Raw genomic sequence first — 19,447 nt, forward strand, 5'->3', positions numbered from 1 at the left:
CTTGAAAATGCTTAATAAGATTGTCCAAAAAGGATGGGGGAGAGTTTGAATAATCCTGTAATTATTGTCGGTGCTGGTTTAAGTGGCCTTCGTGCTGCCTCTCTGCTTACAGCGCAAGGTATTGAATGTAAGGTTCTAGAGGTTAGAGATAGAATTGGCGGCAGGATTCTGAGCACACTTAGTCCCAACAGGCCTGAATTGGGCAAATTTGATCTTGGTCCGACCTGGTTTTGGCCGCAGTATGAGCGTACGATTACCAATCTCGTTCAAGAACTACAGCTAGAAACTTTCGATCAGTACACCAAAGGGGCCATGTTATTTGAACGATTTCAAAACCAACCACCCGAGCGTTATATCCCGCCAGAGCACTCTGTTCAAAGGTCAATGCGATTCACAGGAGGTATACAGTCTTTAATTGAAGCGATAGCAGGTACGCTGCCTCCCGGGATTGTTGAATTAAAAACGCGAGTGACGGCAATTCAATTGGATGACTCCGGTTCTATTACAATTGAGGCAGACCTTACTGGTGGCCAGAAAAGGGAATTTCTTGCTAGTGCTGTTATCCTAGCATTGCCGCCTCGACTTGTAGCACGCCATATCGATTTTTTTCCTGCCCTCTCTCCAGAACTGATCGCCGACCTTGTCAACAAACCCACTTGGATGGCAGGACAGGCCAAAGCAATTGCTATCTATGAACATCCCTTTTGGAGAGAGTCTGGGCTTTCAGGCTTCGTATCAAGTTGGGCTGGACCCTTGCAAGAAATCCATGATGCATCTCCTGATACAGGTGCTGGTGCATTGTTTGGTTTCTTCGGAATGTCGGCGAAAGTCCGCCGAGAGCTAGGAGAGGATAAGATTTTAGAACAAGTCATAGATCAATTGGTAAGACTTTTCGGACCTTCTGCCAAAAAAGTAAGTGCGGTTCTTTACAAAGATTGGTCCAGAGATACTGAAACAGCTGTAGCTGAAGACAGTGCTCCTCTTCAAAATTTCCCAAGCTATGGCCAACCGCCAAAAGCTGGGGTATGGGGAAATAAAATTATTTTTGCTGGTACAGAGACTAGTTCAGAATTTGGTGGGCATCTAGAAGGTGCACTTCAGTCAGCTGAGCAAGCAGCATTGAAAATAACTACACTAAGGAGGTTCTATTCATGAAAATGATGAAAGCTATACAAATTCCGTCTAAAGGGGAAAAAATGCAGCTGGTTGAAATCCCGGTTCCCCAGCCTGGAGAAGGGCAAGTACGGCTCCGCGTAGAAGCATGCGGAGTATGTAATGGAGACTCGATGGCCATCGGGGGAGCTGCCTCGGAGTATCCCCGCATTCCGGGCCATGAAGTGATTGGTATAGTCGAAGAACTTGGAGCTGGTTCGACGAAGTGGAAGATTGGTGAGCGTGTCGGTATTGGATGGCATGGAGGGCATAACCACGTAACGGGATTGACAATAGACGGTGGTTATGCTGAATACATGGTCGCCTATGAGGATAGTTTGTCCAGCATTCCGGATGAACTTTCGGCGTTGGAAGCTGCTCCACTTATGTGTGCTGGTGAAACCACTTTTAGTGCCCTTAAAAACAGCAAGGCTCGACCAGGTGATCTGGTTGCTATCCAGGGGATTGGTGGACTTGGACACCTTGCCATTCAGTTTGCGAATAAAGCAGGGTATCGTACAGCCGCCATTTCCCGGGGGAGTGATAAAGAAACACTGGTACGTCAACTTGGGGCGCATCTCTACATTGATTCAGAAAAAGAAGATCCTGCTGAGGCATTACAGGCACTAGGTGGGGCCAAAGTCATCCTCGCTACTGCGCCGAACGCTAAAGCTATTTCGTCTCTTATCAATGGGCTTGGTCAAGATAGCGAACTGATTATTGTGGCGGGTTCGGGCGATCAATTGGAGCTGTCAGCAATGGACTTTTTAAAAGGACCGAATACCGTAAGAGGCTCGTTTACCGGACAAGCAAAAGAAATTCAAGCAACGATTAATTTTAGCGTTCTTACTGATGTTCGGCCTATGATTGAAACATTCCCATTAGAACGAGCCAGCGAAGCATACGATAAAATGATGTCAGCATCGACTCGATTCCGTGCTGTTTTGAATATATCTGAGTAGGGTGACGATAGGACACTGCCATTTTTGAATATCTAGTGCTTACAAAAAGAAGACTCCAACTCCACTTAACAGTGGTTTTGAAGTCTTCTTTGTTAAACCTCAGGATTGACTCATTTCACTTCATCCTTTTGTGACTGGCTACTTATTGAAAGTGCTCCTGCCATTCATTCAAGCCCTCTTCCATTCGAAAGGCCGTGAATCCCTCAGATTGCAATTTTTGTGCTGCCAATGCTGAGTAGACACATAATGGTCCTCTGCAGTAGGCAATAATTTCGGCGTCTTGGGGCAATTCACGCATCAACACGTCAAGATCTTCCATAGGTGCTGATATAGCTCCAGCGATATGACCTGCTTCATACTCTTCTTTAGGCCGTAAATCCACCAGCAGTATGGAATCGGTATTTAGTTTCTCCATAACCTCGTCCATCGTAAGAGTTTGAACATCATCCAAATTATTCAAGAAATCCTCTTTGATCCTTCCGATATCAGGAAGTTGCTTTTCACTAATACGCCACAAGGAAGAAAGAAAGTTTACAATCTCAGGATCAGCCAATGAATAAATAGCATAGGTCCCTTTTTTCGTGAATTTAACCAATTTGGCATCCAGTAAAACTTGAAGATGGCGAGATACGTTGGCAATGTTCATATCCGTGCAGGCAGCTAACTTCTCTACAGTTTTGGAGCCTTGGGATAGCACATTCAAAATCTCCAAACGCTTGTCGCTGGACAAGCATTTTCCGATTCTCGATAGTTGTCTATAGAGATCTTCCTTAAAGACTTTTGCAGAGTTCAACATATCTTCCATAATTATCAACCTCAATTCTTTACATATTGGAAAAATCGGTAATAGCGTTATGGTGCTAATACCGATTCCAGGTTAGTGTAATGCGGGTTGGCATATATGCCTTCGGAACGGCAACTGAAAATGGGTGAATAGATACCTTACAGTTAGCCCAAGTCTGCATGCCAATCAATTGAATAATAGAATTCTAACATGATCCTGCATGTAGTCAAGTGAAAATAATATAATTCCATAACAGCATATAAAATTATACTCCGTTTCAAAAGCGAACAAAGTACAGGATATAACGAGAGGAATTAAACAGAAAGTTGGCTTGACGAACAGAGTGCTTTTTACTATAATTCAATTGATCGATTGATTATTTGATTATAAGTGATCGATTAATCCTATAAAAAATGGAGGCATAAAATCCGATGCAAAAAGCTTATCTGCAAATTACATTAAAAGTAAATGTTCCAGACCGCGAGGAAGCTTCAAAAGTTTATACCACTTATAAAGAGCCTTTCCTTACAAGTATTGCTGGCGCTTTATCTAAAGAGCTATTGGTTCGAGGCGAAGATATCCAAGTTCTTCACGGCTTCCGTAGTGAAGCAGACGCTAAAGCCTATCTGGAAAGCGAACTGTTCAATAATGACGTCGTAGTGGGGCTTAAAAATCTGCTTCAAGCCGATCCGGAAGTTCGAATTTATAGCGCAAATTAAAAGGAGTGAGTACAAATGGCAGATCGAAAAATTAATATGAATACAGTCTGGTACAATAATGCAAAAGGTGACGGGCGTATTAAAAGCGATAATCTGAAAACGCAAATTGCGATCCCGGTTCCTAAGGGTGGAAGTGGAGAAGGGGCAGAGCCACAACAACTGCTCATGTCCTCAGCCGTTGCTTGTTATACCATGACGTTAACGTATATGCTTGATCGTAAAAAAGTGCCCGTTGCCGGATTCTTCATGGATACAGAGGGTACTGTATCTAAAGGAGATCAACTGAGTATTACACATCATCCACATGTGGTTTTGGCTTCGGATGCTTCAGAAGAAGATGTTGCTACAACACAAGCCTTGATTCTGCAAGCTGAAAAAGACTGTCATATTGGTCAACTGCTCATAAAAGCGGGGTTGTCAGTAGGTACAGAAGGTAAGGTATCAATCGATGCTGGAGAGGATACAACTAGCGCTTATATTAGGAAACATGGATTGGAACGGTAAAATTCATATGTATTCGGAGCGCCATTCCTCTGAAAAGGGAATGGCGCTAGCAACACAGTGAATTCGATTCGATATTTTTTATAATTTATTATACATATCATCATCGACAGGCTCTAACCAATTGGTTTCACCTGGGGTGAGGGCTAAATGTACAAACCAACTGTTTTTTGTTGCTCCATGCCAGTGTTTTACATTCGGTGGAATATTTACGACATCCCCGGTTTTAAGCAGTTGAGCTGGTTTTCCTTCTTCTTGGTACCAGCCCTCACCACCTGTAACCAATAAAACTTGCCCAATTATATGAGAGTGCCAGTTATTGCGGGCTCCTGGGGCAAAGGTTACATTTCCGATGGCTGTGTTCAGTGGCGCTGGATCAGTAAATACCATGTGCAAGTAAGCATCTCCGATAAAGTTGGCTTCTACCTTATTTCCCAAAGGGAAGATGGTACTGTTGTTTAATTCTTCATATGCCATATGTTTGTTCCTGCTTTCTTTTAGTTTTTATAGATTTCTTTTGCAATGTTAAATGCCGGCCAAGCTTTGGGCCATCCTGCATAGAATGAAAGATGAGTAATCATTTCCGCAATTTCATCTTTTGTTATGCCGTTGGCCTTTGCCTTTTGAAGATGTGGAGCTAGCTGTTCAAAATTGCCGCCAGCAATCAATGCAGAAACGGTAATCATTCTATTTCCCTCCATTCAATCTTTTATTTTGTTCAGAACTCAGTATAGTCCTTAAAGTTGACTTTAATGCAAGTAAAATAAAACAGCGGCCCAATAGAGTTCTCCATCATATAATATGGATTAGAGAATTCTATTTGGTTTTTTAATATTTGCTCCTAGATAGTTAGAAATACTTAGAAAGAGGTGAAGTTTCATGTCTTACTCCATTGGAGAATTTGCACAAATTGTTGGTGTAGCAACGAGTACGCTTCGTTACTATGAAACAGAGGGATTACTTGCGCCTCACCGAAATGAACATAATATACGCATATATTCTGATTATGACATCGGCTGGTTTCAATTTTTGCTTCATTTGAAAAACACCGGTATGTCGTTAACAGAGCTAAAACAATATACTGACTGGCGTGCCCAGGGTGATGATACCATTCCTGAACGGCTGGATTTACTTGAACAGCGTAAGCATCTTTTGGAACTGGGGATTCAAGCACTACAGCAAAACATGGACGTTTTAAATCGTAAGATTGTATTCTACAAAGATCAGTTAAAGGGAAACAAGTACGAATTTGTTCTTTACCCAAAAGAGAAAACAGAATCCTAACATTCTTCCAAAACGACTGAATACTGATGGATCTCCGAAAGGCACGGCCGCCTATATTGGTGATATAACGTACTACAGGAGCCTTCAGCTTCTTATATAAGTATTCAAGCCGCCCAACTGGATTGGGCGGCTTGAATTTGCAACAAATTTTCTATGCTACTGTCCGTTCGAGTTCCAGCTTTTCTTCTTGAGCAGATAAATTGCAGCTACCAGGATGAACCACACCGGCGTAACAAACAGCGCCACTCTCGTATCCTCAGCCAATGCCAGGATGACCAGAACGAAGACGAGAAAAGCCAGCACCACATAGTTGGACAACGGGTACAGCGGCAGCTTGAACGTGTTGCGGCGAGCCAGCTCCGGCCGAGTGCGACGGTATCTCAGATGGCTGATCACGATGATTCCCCAAACAAAGAGAAAGCAAACGGTCGATACACTCGTAATGAGGGTAAATACCCCCTCTGGCATCACATAGTTCAAAATAATTGCGATCAGAATGATGACACTGGAGAACATCAATGCATTGGACGGAACCTTCCTGCTGTTCAGTCGGCTGAGCGAGCTCGGAGCGTTGCGATCCCTGGCCATGGAGTACACCATCCGGCTTGTACTAAAAATAGCACTGTTGCAGGCTGAAGCCGCTGACGTCAGCACAACAAAATTGACAATTCCCCCGGCTGCGGTCATGCCAATGGCTGTAAATACCTGTACAAACGGACTTTCGCTCGGTACAATCGCGTTCCACGGATAAATACTCATGATGATCAGCAGTGCGCCGACATAGAAGAGCAAGATCCGGATCGGGATATTATTGATCGCCTTCGGAATGACCTTCTCGGGGTCCTTGGTTTCCCCTGCCGTCAGTCCAACAAGCTCCATGCCTACGAAGGCGAAGACCACCATTTGAAAAGAAAGCAAAAAACCATGAATCCCTTTCGGGAATATTCCGCCATGACTCCATAGATTCACAAAGCTCGAAGGTCCCTTGGCGGTGGAGAAGCCTTTGACAATCATAAATAATCCGACGAGAATAAGGGCCAGAATCGCCAACACCTTGATCAGGGCAAACCAAAATTCCATCTCCCCGAACAGCTTGACCGTTGCCAGGTTCATAAGGAGCAGAATCACAAGGGCGATTAACCCCGGCATCCACTGAGGAACCTGCGGGAACCAATATTGAGTATACAACCCGGCTGCCGTCAGATCCGCCATCGCAATCGAAATCCAGCAGAACCAGTAGGTCCAGCCCGTAATAAAAGCAGCCATATTCCCCAAATAATCACTTACAAAATCAACAAACGAATGATACTCCAAATTGCTGAGCAGCAGCTCTCCCAATGCACGCATGAGCAGGAACAGAACCATGCCTGTAATGATGTAGGCGATTAGAATGGATGGACCTGCCAGGTGGATTGATTTCCCTGCCCCGAGGAACAAGCCGGTACCAATTGCACCCCCGATGGCCATTAGCTGTACGTGTCTGTTTTTCAACCCCCGTGTCAACGTTTCTTCCTGCATGGCATATCACCACTCTCTTTCTGTAAATATTCTCTAAGGGCTGAAAATTTTTATACCTTTCATATTATAATAATTTGACCAGAATACCTATCCTTAAGCTGAAATTTTTTAGTACATATCAAAAAAATCCCACCTTTGGCGGTTAGGATCTAGTGTTTTATCAATCATAAACCATTTTTCTATACTGCGATGGCGAATAGCGCTTATACTCTTTGAATTTACGAATAAAATAGCTGAAATTTTCAAAACCCACCATTAATGAAATCTCCAAAACTTTCAACTCTCTATTTTTCAGAAGTTTCGCTGCTTTTTCACACCGATATTCATTAATGTATGTGACTGGGTTTTTCCCCACAGCAATCTGAAAGTATGTTGAGAAGTAATTTTTATTCATCCCTACAATTGAAGCTAAGTCCTCAAGTGAAATTTTCTCATTGTAATGCTCCTCAATATATAGGATCACTTTTTTGATTCTCTCTTGTTTCTCTTTTGTTTGAAGTTGATTTTCCAGGAAGAGTTCTCTTTCAAATAAAAGATCGATTATTTGAAGGAGAACCACTTTAATACGTAGGGCTGAAAGTTTGTCTTCTCCTTTTTTTATGGAAATGATATTTCGTAATTTTTCTGCTAATTCCTCTTTTAATTCCTTATCTAAATGCATGGTACAAGGAAACTGCAAGGCTCTCGTGGTAATCGGCTTGATAATAGTCTGCTGACATATATCTGGATATTCAAAATTCAATAACTGGGGCTGAAAAACAATAGCATGATGAATGGATGGACCGTTTGAGGTAACTTGGTGCAAGTCACCAGAATTGATAAAGACAAAATCCCCGTTGGATATATGCAGGATTTCTGAATTGACCGTCACCTCCATCGTTCCTTCTTCAACATAAATAAATTCTAACTCTTCATGCCAATGGTAGCCGACATAATAATCTGTTTTGCGAAGCTTACTGTATATATGCAATGGAAAAGACGGAGTGCCATGAATAGAATTTTCTTTTAAAGTTGATTTCATTCTTATTCTTCTCCTTAAAAGTGAAAATAGTGTTATAAAACTCTGGAAATGTGCAAGAAAGAATCGATTAGATTTATTATAATGTAGACGTTTCCAATTGACAAAAAGGAGAGCGAAAATGGAAGAGAGTCAAAAAAAGTGGTGGCACAAAAGTGTTGTTTATCAAATATATCCTCGTAGCTTTTATGATAGTAATGGCAATGGAATTGGCGATATACAAGGCATTGTTCAAAAACTGGATTATATAAAATGGTTAGGCGTCGATGTCATTTGGCTAAGTCCTGTCTATGAATCTCCTAACGTAGACAACGGTTACGATATTAGCGATTATTACTCCATCTTATCCGAATTTGGGACTATGGAAGATATGAATAAATTGTTATTAGAAAGCAACAAGCGCGGCATTAAAATTATAATGGATCTCGTTGTCAATCATACCTCAGATCAGCATCTGTGGTTTATAGAAGCAAGAAAATCAAAAGATAATCCGTACAGAGACTATTATATTTGGCGCGATCCGGTCAATGGCAAAGAACCCAATGAGCTAACGTCGAATTTCGGCGGTTCTGCATGGGAATTTGATGAAACAACTAACCAATACTATTTGCATTTTTATAGTAAAGAGCAACCGGACTTAAACTGGGAAAACGAAAAAATGCGCAACAGTATCTGGGACATAATGAACTTTTGGATCGATAAAGGCATTGGCGGCTTTCGGATGGATGTTATTGATTTGATCGGAAAAGATCCTGACAAACAAATAAAAGAAAACGGTCCCAAACTTCATGAGTACCTGCAGGAAATGAACCAAAAAACGTTTGGAAACAAAGACTTGTTAACTGTAGGAGAAACATGGGGTGCAACAACGGAAAATGGAAAACTGTATTCTGATCCAAAAAACAAAGAACTAAGCATGATTTTTCAGTTTGAACACATGCAACTCGACAAAATACCCGGAAAACAGCGATGGGATTTAAAAAAGCTTGAACTCGACGAACTCAAGCAAGTGCTAAGCAAGTGGCAATATGCTTTGGATAAAGATGGATGGAACAGTTTGTTTTGGAACAATCACGACCTTCCCCGCATTGTATCAAGATGGGGAAATGACTGTGATTACCGGGTTGAATCAGCCAAAATGCTGGCAACGCTTCTCCATGGAATGAAAGGCACACCTTATATTTATCAAGGAGAAGAAATTGGCATGACCAACGCCGGTTTTGATTCGATTGAAGATTACATCGACATTGAAACACGAAACATTTATAAAGAACGAATAGCGATCGGCGTGAAAGAAAAAGAAATTATGAAAGCTCTTTACATGAAAGCAAGAGACAATGCAAGAACGCCGATGCACTGGTCTAATAGCCAAAATGCAGGCTTTACAACAGGACTGCCATGGATGAAACTCAATCCTAACTATCACTCTATCAATGTCGAAAGCGCTTTAATTAATCCGGATTCTGTTTTTTATCATTATCAAAAATTAGTCGAGCTGCGCAAGCAAAATGACACACTTGTTTATGGTTCCTATCGTCTTCTAAATTCAGATCCCAATATTTATGTTTACGAACGGATACTCGAAAATAAAAAACTGCTTATTGTATGCAATTTTTACGAACAAGAGGCTACTTTTTCTTACTCTGTCGAAAGCCAAGCAACCGTAAATATTTTAATTAGCAATTACAACGATTCGGGCAAAGATTTGAGCAATATCACCTTGCAGCCGTATGAAGCAATTATGTATGAAATCACACCTAAAGAGGGGCCAGAACAATGACGAAAAACAAAATTGAGCAAACAGCACAGCAAATTTTAACAGCTGTTGGCGGCTCTGAAAATATAATCAGCGCAGCGCATTGCGCCACCCGCCTTCGATTAGTGTTAAAAGACGAATCTATTGCCAAAACAGACGAGTTGTCAAACATTGATCTTGTTAAAGGACAGTTCAGTAATGGGGGACAATATCAGATTATTGTCGGAGCCGGCACAGTTAATGAGGTGTATCACGTTTTTGTGAAACTGGCGAATATAAAAGAATCCAGCAAAGACGAATTAAAAAAAGATGCAGACAACAAAATGAATCCGGTTCAAAAACTGGTGAAATTGCTATCCGATATTTTTGTCCCGATTATTCCAGCTCTTGTAGCAGCCGGTTTATTGATGGGGATCAATAATGTTTTAACATCGAGCGGATTGTTTTTTGAGGATCAGTCTTTGATTGATGTGTATCCAAATATTACTGGTCTCGCGAACATGATCAATGTGTTTGCCAATGCAGCATTTGTGTTTCTGCCAATTTTAATTGGATTTTCCGCAACAAAAATGTTTGGCGGGAACCCTTATTTAGGGGCGGTCATGGGAATGATTATGGTGCATCCGGATCTGTTAAATGCTTATGGATACGGGCAAGCTGTTCTGGACAACAAAGTGCCGATGTGGAATGTTTTTGGGCTTGAAATTGAAAAGGTGGGTTATCAAGGAACCGTGTTCCCGGTCTTAGCTGCATCATTTATCCTGGCACAAATAGAGAAAAGTTTACGCAAAGTCGTTCCGTCTGTTCTGGATAATTTATTAACTCCGTTATTAACGGTTTTTATCACAAGCTTCCTTACGTTCACCGTAGTTGGCGGTTTCATGAGATTAGCCGGAAATCTTTTAGCCGATGGCATGGTGTGGCTGTATGATACGCTTGGCTTTATGGGCGGAGCTGTTTTCGGATTTATTTTAGCTCCTTTGACACTTACTGGTATGCACCATAGTCTTCTTCCGATTGATATTCAATTAATTGCCGCTGGCGGTTCGTTTTTGCTCGCCCTTGTTTCTTGTAACAATGTTGCCCAAGGTGGTGCCACATTTGCGGCTATGTTGCTGACAAAGGATGAAAAAATGAAAAGCATTGCTGTTTCTTCCGGTATCTCTGCCTTACTTGGCATTACAGAACCCGCGATGTTTGGCGTAAACCTGAAAATGAAATATCCATTTTATGCCGCCATGCTTGGCTCAGCTCTTGGATGTGCTTATGTAGCATTCAATCACATTTTAAACGTAACCCCTGGACCAGCTGGACTGATCGGGTTTGTCAGTATTCAAGCTGGCAGTGTGCTGAACTTTTTAATTGCAGTCTTGATTTCTTTTACATCAGGATTTGTAATGACGATCATTCTGTCAAAATCGAAGAAACTGAATACAGAATTAAAGAATACAAGAAGGACAAATTAACAGGCCGAAAATTCCCGGATCATTTACGAAAGGGCGGCGGAGGGTCTATACTAAGTGTAAAAAAAGGAAGTTATGGTATGCTCGGAACGTTAAATCGGAGGCTAAACGCCGCTATGCCGCTGATCACGCCCATCAGCATTCTAATCGGCGTCCTGATCGGTACGCCGTTGTCGGAATACACCGGATTCTCTCCCTGGCTATTTGCATTCATGACCTTCGCAGGCAGTATCAGCATGGGCATCAAAGATTTTGTCCATGTGATCAAGCATCCCGGTCCGCTGATTGCCTGTCTGTTTATTCTTCACCTGGCCATGCCGCTGCTTGCCATGATGCTTGGGCATCTGTCTTTCGGCGACGACCCTTATACGATTACCGGGCTTATTCTTGGTGCGGTCATCCCCACCGGCATTTCCAGCTTCGTGTGGGTCAATATCTACAAAGGCAATACAGCGCTGACGCTAGCCATCATTTTGATTGATACGATTCTGGCTCCATTCGCCGTTCCCGGCGTTATGTCCCTGCTGATTGGAGCGGATGTGCAGCTAGATACCTGGGCGATGATGCAAAGTCTGTTCTGGATGATTGTCGTCCCTTCGCTAATCGGCATGGTGTTGTACGAATGGACCAAAGGGAAAATCAAGCAGGTATGGGGACCTCGGCTGGGCCCGTTCTCCAAGCTGGCCATGGCACTTGTCGTCATGATTAACGGTTCGGTAATCGCGCCCTATCTGGTTGATTTTAATCTAAAGCTTGTCGGGGTGTGCCTATCGATAGTCGCTCTTGCTTCCACTGGATATGTGATTGGTTACCTGATCTCCAAGCTGATGAGGTGGAGCGATGCTGACCGTACAGCACTTGTCTTTAACGGCGGCATGCGCAATATCAGCGCAGGAGCTGTGCTTGCTATTACCTACTTCCCGGCTCCGGTAGCGTTGCCTGTGGTGCTGGGAATGATTTTTCAACAATCCACCGCATCTCTGGTCGGATTTCTGTTGAGCCGCCATGACCGAGGCAAGACCAAGGAGCAGGGAGTCGCCGCCTAGAATTACTGATCAACAGCCACAAGCCTGTAAGCTTGTGGCTATTTGCTTTTTTACGACAAAGAATGGCACCCATGATTGAGATAAAATGGTATAATTGACGCATATTCTCCATGAGGAGGGACACCTGTATGACCCTAACTATGGGGTGGATTGTAGATCACCTGACAAGGGGAATAAGCATCCCCCATACGACCGTAGATTTGCTAAAACCAGAGCAAAGGGAGGTTGAAGTACACGGGATTGTAACCGCTTTCTGCGCCTCGCAGTATGTGATAGAACAAGCCATTTCTTTAGGCGCAAATTTGATCATTACGCATGAAGGGATTTTTTATAGCCATCAGGGGATGCAGGAGTGTTTACGACATGACCCTGTTTTTCTGCAAAAATCTTGCCTCATTGCCGACTCGGGTATAGGTATTTATCGTTTTCATGACACCATCCACCGTTATCAACCGGATGGAGTGATGATTGGACTTCTTCGGGCGCTCGATTGGCGTACTTATGTAGTGAAACAATTGCCGACGGCCGCCATTTTGACGATTCCAGCGATGGAGGTTAAGGAGGCCGCCGAATATATCAAGGCCAAGCTTCATATTCGTTATGTACGGGTAGCTGGAGAGCTTACGATGCCATGTGAACGAGTGGGGATCATGGTAGGATACAGGGGAGGTGGCGAGCTGGCTATTCCATTATTTCTAAATGAACATGTGGATTTGGTCATTGCTGGTGAAGGGCCGGAATGGGAAACGCCGGAATATGTAAAAGACGCTGCCTATCAGAGCCGAAATAAAGCCCTTATCATGCTGGGACATGCTGAAAGTGAAGCACCTGGTATGAAATATCTCGCGGATGAGCTTTCAGCCCAATTCCCAATGCTTCCCGTTCACTTTGTTGAGGATCGTCCAGTGTTCCAAATCGTGTAGGAGCACATGTCTTTTATCCGTTCATCAAATTTTATGAAATGGAGGCAAGATGATGGGAAGCAGAATGATCACGCCATTCAACACTGACTGGAAATTTATAGAGGGCAATTATACAGGGGCCGAGAAGCTGGTTTATAACGATGAGCAGTGGCGGCTTCTTCAAGTGCCTCATGATTGGAGCATCGAAAAGCCCTTTGATCCGCACATGCAGTATGGCGGCAATCAAGCTTATTTGCCCAGATGGTCGGTGGGATGGTATCGAAAGCATTTTAATGTAAAGTCTTCTTCTCAAACACAGCGCGTATACATACAATTTGATGGCATCCACAATAACAGTGAGGTTTGGGTCAATGGGCATTTTGTGGGCAAGCGGCCTTATGGTTATGTTAGTTTTCAATATGATTTGACCCCATATATTCGGTGGGATGAGGATAATGTGCTTGCTGTCAAAGTGGATAATACCACTCTTCCGCCTGACAGATGGTATTCAGGATCCGGTATTTATCGTCATGTCTGGCTGATTTGTACGGATGATGTTCACGTAACTGAATGGGGCACTTACATTACGACACCTGAAATTTCGCCGGGTGAAGCCAAGGTGAGTACCAGAATCCAGGTTACCAATCATCATGCGTATGCCGTAGAGTGTAATATTGTGACGGAGATACTGGACTTCAAGGGGAAAGTACAAGGAAAAATGGAAAACCAAATGACTCTAGCGGGCTTGGAAACTGGCGAAATAGAGCAGATAACACGGGTTTTGGAGCCGGAACTATGGTCACCGGAGAAGCCAGTGCTCTATGAGGCTCAAACGACTATTTATTGCGATAATAAAGAGGTGGATTGTTATCGTACCCCTTTTGGTATACGAGAAGTGAAACTGGATGCCCAAAAGGGCTTATTTCTGAATGGAAGCAGCTTGAAGTTGAAGGGAGTCTGTATTCACCATGATTTAGGCTGTCTGGGAGCTGCCTACCATGATACGGTCATGAAGAGAAGGCTGCAGAAGCTGAAAGAAATGGGCTGTAACTCGATTCGCTTTGCCCATAATCCGATGGCGCCCGAATTGCTGGATCTTTGTGATCAGATGGGGTTCCTGGTGATTGATGAAGCTTTTGACAAATGGAAATCTCTTTCCTATGAGCATTTATATGATGAATGGTGGGAAAAGGACCTGGAAGCGATGCTCGTAAGAGACAGGAACCATCCCAGCGTTTTCATGTGGAGTGTTGGGAATGAAGTAGAGCACCAGGGGCTACCGTCTATGCTCGGGCTGTTGGAACAGCTCGTCGGCTTCTGCCATGAAAAGGATCCAACCCGGCCTGTTACATGTGCGCTGGAGCCGCATAATACACCGATCAGTCTGCGCGATGGTTCGATTGAAGCCAAGGTGGAGCATACCAAGCTGCTGGCACAACGAGTGGACGTTCTGGGGTTGAACTATCAGGAGCAGTGGTATGAGTATTACAGAAAGGCCATGCCGGATACGCTTATCATTGGAACGGAGACTTTCCCATACTATCGTGGTAAAGATAACCGGGTAAAAGGGTATTGGCCCATTAATCCCTGGTTTGATGTCGTTCATCATGACTATGTGCTGGGTCAATTTGTCTGGAGCGGGATTGACTATCTGGGAGAAACGAGCTATCCCTCCAAAGGGTGGTCTTCAGGTTTGATTGATACTTGCGGGTTCCGCAAGCCTGTGTCCTATCTTCAGCAAAGTCTATGGTCAGATGAGCCTGTTGTGCACATTGCCGTATTTAACGAACCTATAAGGCCGGAACACAATCCGCAATGGACGATGCATTGGAAAGCACCGGCTATGGAGAATCATTGGACATTTCCTGATTACGGCGGAAAATTAATAAGATTAGTTACCTTCACCAATTGTGAGCGTGTGGAATTGGTAGTAAACGATGAATCTTATGGCGAGAGAAGGCTTGTCGATTATCCTGATCATTTAATGATATGGGAGCTTCCCTATGCACCAGGCAAAATCCGGGCGATTGGCAGCAATGGAAATGAGAAGGTCTGTGAGCATGAATTAACCACTGCCGGACCTCCCTACAGTGTAAAACTGCAGGCAGACCGGACGGTTTTACCTGCCGATGGCCATGAAATATCCCATGTGGAAGTAACGATCATAGACCAAGAAGGGGTTATGGTGCCCAATCAGGAGTTTGATTTAACTTTTCAGCTACATGGTGATGGTCGTATTCTTGGAATAGACAACGGCGATCTCACCAGTGATGAACCCTTCCAGGGAAACCGGAGACGAACGCACAAAGGCAGATGTCTCGTTATTGTACAGTCCGGGCATCTGGCAGGTGAGCTGTTGCTTCAAGCTTCTGCTGATGGAGTGGTGCAGGGGGAACTCAGACTGAAAATTGAACATGAATACAAATGATAATTCAAAGCTGATTCAGAATAGACATTGTATGGTTTAACTGAAAAGGGGCTGGACAGGTGGTGAATACTCACATTCCCTGTACAGACCTTTTTTTAATACATTTATGGCAATCGGCAAGAGTATGCTTCTTCCCTTGCTGGGCATTGGCAATTCCAGCGTTTGTAGTACCCTTTATAGCGATTCATTTTGACAAACATGCCGAATGCTAATAGAATAATAAATTATAATACCACTTATTAAAAGACTAATAAAAAGATTAATAAAAAGTTATGATGAGGAGTAATCGAATGTCAGTGGGACAATCTATGGATCCGAAAATAACTCGTAATATCTTATTTTTGTTGTTCGCTTTACCGGGTGTAGCTTTTGCCTCCTGGGTGTCCAGAACGCCTACTATACGGGATATTTTGAATGTCTCGACTGCTGAGATGGGAGTGATTATTTTTGGACTAGCAGCGGGTTCTTTATTGGGACTGCTTAGTACAGGTCATATTATTTCTCGTATAGGTGGACGGTCGGTTATTCTTGGAAGCGCATTTTTAATAGTAGTGGGTTTTGTTATTGTGGGGTTAGGGACTGCATTTTCGTTCACAAGTCTCGTGTTTGTCGGTTTGGTCGTTTTCGGAAGTGGCTATGGGGCAGCTGAAGTAGCTCTAAATGTAGAAGGTTCTGCGGTAGAAAATCAATTGAACAAAACACTTTTGCCAGCGTTTCACGGTTCATTTAGCATGGGGACCCTTGTTGGCGCTATCATCGGTTCTGGAGCAGTGGGACTACATCTTCCTGTTGTGCTCCATTTTGGAGTAATTGCTATCATGATAGCAGCTGTAACCTTATACTTTTATCGCTTTCTTCCACATGATACAGGTAAAGAGAAGGAAGCTTCCACCCAAAAGCTTGGAGCTAATATGAAGGCGCAGCTTGCGGTCTGGAAAGAAAGACGAATTCTATTCATCGGTATCATTGTGCTGGGGATGGCGTTTGCAGAAGGATCTGCGAATGACTGGCTGCCGCTAACGATGGTAGATGGCTATGGCGTAGATTCTTTAACAGGCTCCTATATGTATGGCCTATTTGTTACGGCGATGACCATTGGACGTTTTACTGGCGGGTTTCTACTGGATAAATACGGCCGGGTCCCTGTGCTGAAAGGGAGCGCTGTCCTGGCGGCGATCGGTATTATCCTAGTGATCTGGGGACAGCATTACCTCGTGGCCGGAATGGGTGTCTTACTATGGGGGCTTGGAGCTTCACTTGGTTTCCCTGTGGGATTATCTGCAGCTGGAGATAACCCTCGGGGGGCAGCCGCCCGGGTTGGAGCCGTCGCAACGATCGGTTACATTGCCTTTTTAGTAGGTCCCCCAGGATTAGGCTTTTTAGGCGAGCATGTTGGGCTGCTACGTGCATTAATTGTAGTGCTTATTGGCGTTAGTGTCGCTGGCTTAATATCGGGTGCTGCCAAGCCTATCAGGATGAAAACGGAAAAATCAAAGTTTCTTCGCTGACCTTGACCACCGTTTCACCTTCAAATACCGTAATAAACTCCTCTGTACCTTCACGGTGGGGCGCTGAACTCAGCTCCTCGCCTATTTTAATTTCAACTGTATATACCTCAACATTTCTGCTTCCTTCATAAGGGAAAAAAGGATACAGCCGATAGCAGTTAGTTTGCTAGGCGGTTTTTGGTGTTATGTTCCAGCTGCACGATAAATCGCATTTGAGGGATTTAAATCTGCGTTTTATCCAAAAGCTATGTATAGAATATTAAAAAAATTGTATACTATTCAGACTATAATTCCATGTTTGAGAGGTATGGCATTTATGTATAGAGTGGCTATCTGCGATGATGAGTACAAGCAAAGAGAGCTTGTTAAAAATATGCTGATCGCTTTATCAATCAAAACAAATATAGACTTTAAAGTGGAGCTATTCGACTCGGGAGAGCAACTGGTATCTCATTATCTAAACCATGAATCGCCATTCCATATTTTAATATTGGATATTGAAATGAACGGCATGAACGGAATTCAAACAGCCCAAAAAATAAGGAGTTTGCGTCACCTTGATGAACAGATTATTTTTTTAACGAGCTATCCTGAGTATATGCTGGAAAGCTTTGACGTGGTCACCTTTCAGTATTTAATAAAACCGATTGCTTCCCATATCTTTGAGGAAAAAATGATAAAACTGTGTCAGTACTTTCAATCTCTCGATAAAAAATTCGTTATCATCAAGTCAGCTTATGAAGAGGTGCTTTTAAAATATGATGATCTCATTAGTATTGAAGTGGCCAAAAGCTTAACCATAAAAAACAAACTGCATTTTGTAACCCCTACACAAACCTATGATAGCAAAGGGATTCTTTCTGATTATGCTTCCGCGTTAAAGGAGTATAATTTTTTGCAAATTCATCGTTCGATAATTATAAACTTAATTCATGTCCAAAAATTTGCTGGCGGTGATGTTTTGATGTCAAATGGTGTGAAGCTGCCTATTGGGCGCTCTAAAATAAAAGAAGTTAAAGATCTGTATACCAAATTTATGATCATGAAGATGCATTAATATGATGGAATATAACTACCTGTTTCTTAATCTATGTGTCGTACTGGTGATGTGCTTCCAGGTGAATTTTTACTTTAACTCCGTTTTTGATAAGTCCAATCGAAAGCCAAATAGATTCATGTATTTCATTATTTTTGGATTACTGGACACCTTATATTTAAGTGTTTATCTGTCTCCTACGCTATCCTCGATTTTGGCATTACTTGTCATATTTAGTTTAGCGCAATCCTATACCGTGGAAATCAAGATAAAGATCATTTTTTCCATACTTTATGCTGTGCTGATAACCATCATTAATTTTTTATCCCTGTATATTTTATATGCTGTAGACTCCGTTAAGATTAGCAACTTTAGTTATTTGAGCGGACAAGATCACTTGATATTTTCCAAGGTTATGCTGCTCAGTTGTATTATCATGTTTGCCGTCATTCAGATTATACGATTATTTGCCAAACGCAGAACCTTCCCTTTGCATGCTCGTTACTACATTTTATTTTTAATTGTTCCCATCATAAGTATATACCAGGTCAATGTTTTATCTGTTTATAGTGAAAAGAATATGTATTATTTTGGTTCTATTATTAGCTTTATTTTCTTAAATGTTTTTATCATATACATCTTCGATAGTATCATTGAAAAATTCCAGTTAATGCATGAAAATGCTCAATTACAACATCAGATGGACTACCAAGATGCTAACTACGAAAAAACGGTTCACAGCTTTAAAAATATGAAAAGAATCATTCACGACACACACCAACAGTTTTTGTATATTGACGAATGTATCCAGAGAAATGAATTGGCTGAGGCAAGTGAACATATTAAGGTCACATTAAATAAAATCGAAGGAGCCTATCAAAGGGTTAATACCGGTAATCTGGTTATAGATGCTCTTGTCACAAATAGTCTTAATATTGCTCAGGCCAATGGCATCAAGGTGGATACGCAGCTTAACTTGTATTCACAGAAAGTAAATATTGAACGTTATGACTTGTGTGTCGCTCTGGGTAATATGCTGGATAATGCCATAGAAGCATCTAAAAAGGTCAAGATTGCGGATGACAGGTACATTCTTATTAAAATACATTCCAATGAATCTGCGCTTTTCATTCACATCCTGAATCATATGGAGAATGAAGTTGCCCAGTTGCATAGTCAAAAATCAAACCCGGATATTCATGGCATTGGCTTAACCAATATATCCAGAATATGTGACAAATACGGTGGAAACATGACCATTGAAACGAAAAATAAAATATTTAATAATATGGCTTTATTGCCATTTTATAAGGACAATCCTTAGATAGTATGTTGTTTAGGGATTGTTTTTTTCGTTTCAGGGTGACTTT

General features: G+C 42.4%; 18 protein-coding genes and 1 pseudogene. 13 read left to right on the top strand and 6 right to left on the bottom strand.

Annotation, left to right across the window (positions count from 1 at the left end; translation table 11 throughout):
* Nucleotides 1-45 precede the first annotated feature (45 nt).
* Together KQI_RS0118390 and KQI_RS0118395 are read left to right on the top strand one after the other, a co-directional pair.
* Nucleotides 46-1,155: a flavin monoamine oxidase family protein gene (locus KQI_RS0118390; protein WP_010348337.1), complete on the top strand. Its 1,110-nt coding sequence runs from the start codon at nt 46-48 to the stop codon at nt 1,153-1,155.
* Entirely contained in the window at nt 1,152-2,114 is a 963-nt protein-coding gene (locus KQI_RS0118395; RefSeq protein ID WP_010348338.1) for an alcohol dehydrogenase catalytic domain-containing protein, read from the top strand. The genes KQI_RS0118390 and KQI_RS0118395 overlap by 4 nt, the downstream gene beginning before the upstream one ends.
* Nucleotides 2,115-2,256: 142 nt before the next feature.
* Here the strand turns inward: KQI_RS0118395 and KQI_RS0118400 are convergent, their stop codons facing one another.
* A complete protein-coding gene (locus KQI_RS0118400; RefSeq protein ID WP_010348339.1) occupies nt 2,257-2,919 on the bottom strand; it encodes an ArsR/SmtB family transcription factor in 663 nt (220 codons plus the stop codon).
* A gap of 410 nt (nt 2,920-3,329) precedes the next feature.
* Here KQI_RS0118400 and KQI_RS0118405 point away from each other — a divergent pair, with 410 nt between their 5' ends.
* Nucleotides 3,330-3,617: a hypothetical protein gene (locus KQI_RS0118405; RefSeq protein ID WP_010348340.1), complete on the top strand. Its 288-nt coding sequence runs from the start codon at nt 3,330-3,332 to the stop codon at nt 3,615-3,617.
* Nucleotides 3,618-3,632: 15 nt separating this feature from the next.
* On the top strand, nt 3,633-4,121 hold the full coding sequence (locus KQI_RS0118410; protein WP_010348341.1) for an OsmC family protein: 489 nt from the start codon (nt 3,633-3,635) through the stop codon (nt 4,119-4,121).
* Between the two features lie 78 nt (nt 4,122-4,199).
* Here KQI_RS0118410 and KQI_RS0118415 read toward each other — a convergent pair whose 3' ends face one another.
* Nucleotides 4,200-4,595 (bottom strand): cupin domain-containing protein, encoded by a 396-nt coding sequence (locus KQI_RS0118415; protein WP_010348342.1) that lies wholly within the window; start codon nt 4,593-4,595, stop codon nt 4,200-4,202.
* 20 nt (nt 4,596-4,615) lie between these two features.
* Nucleotides 4,616-4,804: a carboxymuconolactone decarboxylase family protein gene (locus KQI_RS27135; protein ID WP_010348344.1), complete on the bottom strand. Its 189-nt coding sequence runs from the start codon at nt 4,802-4,804 to the stop codon at nt 4,616-4,618.
* A 193-nt stretch (nt 4,805-4,997) separates the two neighbouring features.
* Between KQI_RS27135 and KQI_RS0118425 the strand changes: the two genes are divergently transcribed.
* Nucleotides 4,998-5,402 carry a MerR family transcriptional regulator gene (locus KQI_RS0118425; protein WP_010348345.1) on the top strand — a complete coding sequence of 135 codons (405 nt, stop codon included), beginning with the start codon at nt 4,998-5,000 and terminating at the stop codon, nt 5,400-5,402.
* Nucleotides 5,403-5,558: 156 nt separating this feature from the next.
* Here KQI_RS0118425 and KQI_RS0118430 read toward each other — a convergent pair whose 3' ends face one another.
* Entirely contained in the window at nt 5,559-6,920 is a 1,362-nt protein-coding gene (locus KQI_RS0118430) for an amino acid permease (RefSeq protein WP_010348346.1), read from the bottom strand.
* Between the two features lie 160 nt (nt 6,921-7,080).
* A complete protein-coding gene (locus tag KQI_RS0118435) occupies nt 7,081-7,941 on the bottom strand; it encodes an AraC family transcriptional regulator (protein ID WP_010348347.1) in 861 nt (286 codons plus the stop codon).
* Nucleotides 7,942-8,059: 118 nt separating this feature from the next.
* Here KQI_RS0118435 and KQI_RS0118440 point away from each other — a divergent pair, with 118 nt between their 5' ends.
* The 6 genes from KQI_RS0118440 to KQI_RS0118465 all read left to right on the top strand — a co-directional run bounded on the left by KQI_RS0118440 (nt 8,060) and on the right by KQI_RS0118465 (nt 17,041).
* A complete protein-coding gene (locus tag KQI_RS0118440) occupies nt 8,060-9,718 on the top strand; it encodes a glycoside hydrolase family 13 protein (protein ID WP_010348348.1) in 1,659 nt (552 codons plus the stop codon).
* A complete protein-coding gene (locus tag KQI_RS0118445; RefSeq protein ID WP_010348349.1) occupies nt 9,715-11,160 on the top strand; it encodes a sucrose-specific PTS transporter subunit IIBC in 1,446 nt (481 codons plus the stop codon). The genes KQI_RS0118440 and KQI_RS0118445 overlap by 4 nt, the downstream gene beginning before the upstream one ends.
* A gap of 77 nt (nt 11,161-11,237) precedes the next feature.
* Nucleotides 11,238-12,203: a bile acid:sodium symporter family protein gene (locus tag KQI_RS0118450; RefSeq protein ID WP_029390231.1), complete on the top strand. Its 966-nt coding sequence runs from the start codon at nt 11,238-11,240 to the stop codon at nt 12,201-12,203.
* A gap of 128 nt (nt 12,204-12,331) precedes the next feature.
* Nucleotides 12,332-13,126 (top strand): Nif3-like dinuclear metal center hexameric protein, encoded by a 795-nt coding sequence (locus KQI_RS0118455; protein ID WP_010348352.1) that lies wholly within the window; start codon nt 12,332-12,334, stop codon nt 13,124-13,126.
* Nucleotides 13,127-13,178: 52 nt separating this feature from the next.
* Nucleotides 13,179-15,533: a glycoside hydrolase family 2 TIM barrel-domain containing protein gene (locus KQI_RS0118460; RefSeq protein WP_010348353.1), complete on the top strand. Its 2,355-nt coding sequence runs from the start codon at nt 13,179-13,181 to the stop codon at nt 15,531-15,533.
* Between the two features lie 290 nt (nt 15,534-15,823).
* Nucleotides 15,824-17,041 carry an MFS transporter gene (locus KQI_RS0118465; RefSeq protein WP_010348354.1) on the top strand — a complete coding sequence of 406 codons (1,218 nt, stop codon included), beginning with the start codon at nt 15,824-15,826 and terminating at the stop codon, nt 17,039-17,041.
* On the opposite strand, the pseudogene KQI_RS29665 reads toward KQI_RS0118465, so the two are convergent.
* Nucleotides 17,031-17,207 (bottom strand): annotated as a pseudogene (locus tag KQI_RS29665) (DNA-binding protein); the annotation flags it as partial. The gene KQI_RS0118465 and the pseudogene KQI_RS29665 sit on opposite strands and share 11 nt — an antisense overlap.
* Before the next feature lie 150 nt (nt 17,208-17,357).
* Between KQI_RS29665 and KQI_RS0118470 the strand changes: the two are divergent.
* Complete coding sequence (locus KQI_RS0118470; protein ID WP_010348355.1) at nt 17,358-18,098, top strand: LytR/AlgR family response regulator transcription factor; 741 nt, start codon at nt 17,358-17,360, stop codon at nt 18,096-18,098.
* Between the two features lies 1 nt (nt 18,099).
* Nucleotides 18,100-19,401 (top strand): ATP-binding protein, encoded by a 1,302-nt coding sequence (locus KQI_RS0118475; RefSeq protein WP_010348356.1) that lies wholly within the window; start codon nt 18,100-18,102, stop codon nt 19,399-19,401.
* Nucleotides 19,402-19,447 lie beyond the last annotated feature (46 nt).

It is taken from the genome of Paenibacillus peoriae KCTC 3763 (genome assembly GCF_000236805.1).
Classification (GTDB): domain Bacteria; phylum Bacillota; class Bacilli; order Paenibacillales; family Paenibacillaceae; genus Paenibacillus; species Paenibacillus peoriae.

Bases quoted from the DNA above. Each gene is read 5' to 3' on its own strand.
- KQI_RS0118395 (WP_010348338.1), top strand. From the start codon at position 1,152: ATGAAAATGATGAAAGCTATACAAATTCCGTCTAAAGGGGAAAAAATG.
- KQI_RS0118400 (WP_010348339.1), bottom strand. From the start codon at position 2,919: ATGGAAGATATGTTGAACTCTGCAAAAGTCTTTAAGGAAGATCTCTAT.
- KQI_RS0118405 (WP_010348340.1), top strand. From the start codon at position 3,330: ATGCAAAAAGCTTATCTGCAAATTACATTAAAAGTAAATGTTCCAGAC.
- KQI_RS0118410 (WP_010348341.1), top strand. From the start codon at position 3,633: ATGGCAGATCGAAAAATTAATATGAATACAGTCTGGTACAATAATGCA.
- KQI_RS0118415 (WP_010348342.1), bottom strand. From the start codon at position 4,595: ATGGCATATGAAGAATTAAACAACAGTACCATCTTCCCTTTGGGAAAT.
- KQI_RS27135 (WP_010348344.1), bottom strand. From the start codon at position 4,804: ATGATTACCGTTTCTGCATTGATTGCTGGCGGCAATTTTGAACAGCTA.
- KQI_RS0118425 (WP_010348345.1), top strand. From the start codon at position 4,998: ATGTCTTACTCCATTGGAGAATTTGCACAAATTGTTGGTGTAGCAACG.
- KQI_RS0118430 (WP_010348346.1), bottom strand. From the start codon at position 6,920: ATGCAGGAAGAAACGTTGACACGGGGGTTGAAAAACAGACACGTACAG.
- KQI_RS0118435 (WP_010348347.1), bottom strand. From the start codon at position 7,941: ATGAAATCAACTTTAAAAGAAAATTCTATTCATGGCACTCCGTCTTTT.
- KQI_RS0118440 (WP_010348348.1), top strand. From the start codon at position 8,060: ATGGAAGAGAGTCAAAAAAAGTGGTGGCACAAAAGTGTTGTTTATCAA.
- KQI_RS0118445 (WP_010348349.1), top strand. From the start codon at position 9,715: ATGACGAAAAACAAAATTGAGCAAACAGCACAGCAAATTTTAACAGCT.
- KQI_RS0118450 (WP_029390231.1), top strand. From the start codon at position 11,238: ATGCTCGGAACGTTAAATCGGAGGCTAAACGCCGCTATGCCGCTGATC.
- KQI_RS0118455 (WP_010348352.1), top strand. From the start codon at position 12,332: ATGACCCTAACTATGGGGTGGATTGTAGATCACCTGACAAGGGGAATA.
- KQI_RS0118460 (WP_010348353.1), top strand. From the start codon at position 13,179: ATGGGAAGCAGAATGATCACGCCATTCAACACTGACTGGAAATTTATA.
- KQI_RS0118465 (WP_010348354.1), top strand. From the start codon at position 15,824: ATGTCAGTGGGACAATCTATGGATCCGAAAATAACTCGTAATATCTTA.
- KQI_RS0118470 (WP_010348355.1), top strand. From the start codon at position 17,358: ATGTATAGAGTGGCTATCTGCGATGATGAGTACAAGCAAAGAGAGCTT.
- KQI_RS0118475 (WP_010348356.1), top strand. From the start codon at position 18,100: ATGATGGAATATAACTACCTGTTTCTTAATCTATGTGTCGTACTGGTG.